The sequence below is a fragment of the Bartonella sp. CE47NXGY genome (assembly GCF_042195415.1).
Taxonomy (GTDB): domain Bacteria; phylum Pseudomonadota; class Alphaproteobacteria; order Rhizobiales; family Rhizobiaceae; genus Bartonella.
In genome coordinates, this window is record NZ_JBHIOI010000041.1 from 5213 (window position 1) to 7280 (window position 2068).

The following is a 2068-nucleotide window of genomic DNA, read 5'->3' on the forward strand; positions in this document are numbered from 1 at the left end:
GCACCGGAAAATCCTGGTGTTCCCCTTGCCAAAATTTTCAAATCAACGTTAGGCGCTAAAGGCACGTTGCGCACATGCACTTTCAAGATTTGTTCACGCCCAGAAACATCAGGGTTTGGCACAACAACTTGTCGGTCGAAACGCCCTGGTCTTAACAAAGCGGGATCAAGCACATCGGGACGGTTTGTTGCGGCAATAAGAATAATACTTTCATTGGGCTCAAACCCATCCATTTCGACAAGCAACTGGTTTAAGGTCTGTTCACGTTCATCGTTTCCACCGCCAAGACCAGCCCCCCGATGGCGTCCAACAGCATCGATTTCATCGATAAAGATAATACAAGGTGCATTTTTTTTAGCCTGTTCGAACATATCGCGCACACGGCTTGCCCCAACACCAACAAACATTTCAACAAAATCAGACCCTGAAATGGTAAAGAATGGCACATTGGCTTCACCTGCCACAGAACGTGCTAGCAAAGTTTTACCGGTTCCTGGAGGACCAACAAGCAAAACACCGCGTGGGATACGCCCCCCTAAGCGTTGAAATTTTTGTGGTTCGCGTAAAAATTCAACAATTTCTTGAAGATCTTGCTTTGCTTCTTCAACGCCAGCAACATCTTTAAAGGTAATACGTCCTTGCGCTTCATTAAGCAATCTTGCTTTCGATTTCCCAAATCCCATTGCACCGCGTGACCCATTTTGCATTTGCCGCATAAAAAAGACCCACGCCCCCACGATAATAATAACAGGTAATAAGGAAAAGAGGAGATTGAGGAAAATGCTATTTCCAGAGCTTTCAGGAATAGCTTTAACATTGACGTTTTTACTTTCCAATTTTTGTATCAAACCTGGATCGCGAGGAGCATAGGTTGAAATAGCTCTATGTTCAATGGTTTTTCCTGTTAATTTTTGACCTTGAATGGTCACAGATTTCAACTCATTATTCTCAACTTTTTGCAAAAATTCAGAATAGGAGACTTCTCCACCACCAGAACGTTGGCTATCTCCATTAAAGAGAGAAAACGACACAATCAAAATCAATGCAATAACTCCCCAAATAAGGAGAGAGCGGTAATTGGAATTCATATTCAGCCCACTTAATCAAATATAGATTTCAAACAGTTCCCCTTAACATATAACCTTGTCAGCCCCTTGCCAAGGGATGAGAAGCTGTTTATTTTCTTTTAGAGTAATTTTCCTTTATCTTTTCACCTCAATATTAAAAAAAGGTTCCACAACATTCACCAAGGCAGCATCTTCTCGTGAGGAAAGCCAATCGAAAGGTGCCATAATCCGCTTGACGATAACATGTTTATGAACAACTGCTTGAGAAATCAACTCTGGAATATCATACCCTTTATGATTTGAGATCATCAGCAGCGATTGTAAAGAGGGAAAATGAGGCTTTTCAAGCTCAAAATCGCTATTTTTTAATAAAAATTTCAGCTGTTCTAAATTTGCGGCTCCAACCTTTATAGCCTCATATCCATGATTTGTGATATGATAGCGCCCATCCCATATAAAAGTTTTATCTGGCTCAACAATAGCCTCTTTCATATTTCGCCCTTCACGCCACAAAGAAATTCCCTGCTTGTTATATTCAATAACAGAGCCCGCATAAGTAAAACGCCGCTTTTCTGGAGAATCAAGACAGAGTTTTTGAACAAGCATGCTTAATTTCTGATTGGGGAGCAAATAAAATCCCCCTCCCATCAGCACAGCAAAGAGCCCCACCACAAAAGGAAAACTGGAATGTTTCTGTAAAAACAGCGCAGGCTTTGCTATGAAACAACGCCCATGTTGGACAGTAATATCCAGCGCTAAGATCAAATCAGCAATATTTTTGGCTTGTTGACGACGCTGCAATGCGGCTTCATTTATTTTTTGAGCAATATAAGCCAATTTTTGTGGAGAAAGAGATTGACGCACGCGCACACGTTCAAAATTGCGATCTTCATTGGTTGGATCATCAATCCATGTTTGTCCTTGTAAGCGTAAATAATTCCGTAATGTTTGGCGTTTTACACCAAGGAGTGGCCGAATCAAACGCACTTTTCTATGCAACA

2 protein-coding genes are annotated in these 2068 nt (G+C 41.3%); both read right to left on the reverse strand.

The window, feature by feature from the left end; translation table 11 throughout:
• Positions 1–1088 (reverse strand): ATP-dependent metallopeptidase FtsH/Yme1/Tma family protein (locus ACFIL3_RS08350; protein WP_375682065.1); only part of this gene is annotated, 1088 nt, incomplete at its 3' end.
• A 114-nt stretch (positions 1089–1202) separates the two neighbouring features.
• Positions 1203–2068: ATP-binding protein (locus ACFIL3_RS08355; protein ID WP_375682066.1), on the reverse strand; the 866-nt coding region annotated here is incomplete at its 5' end.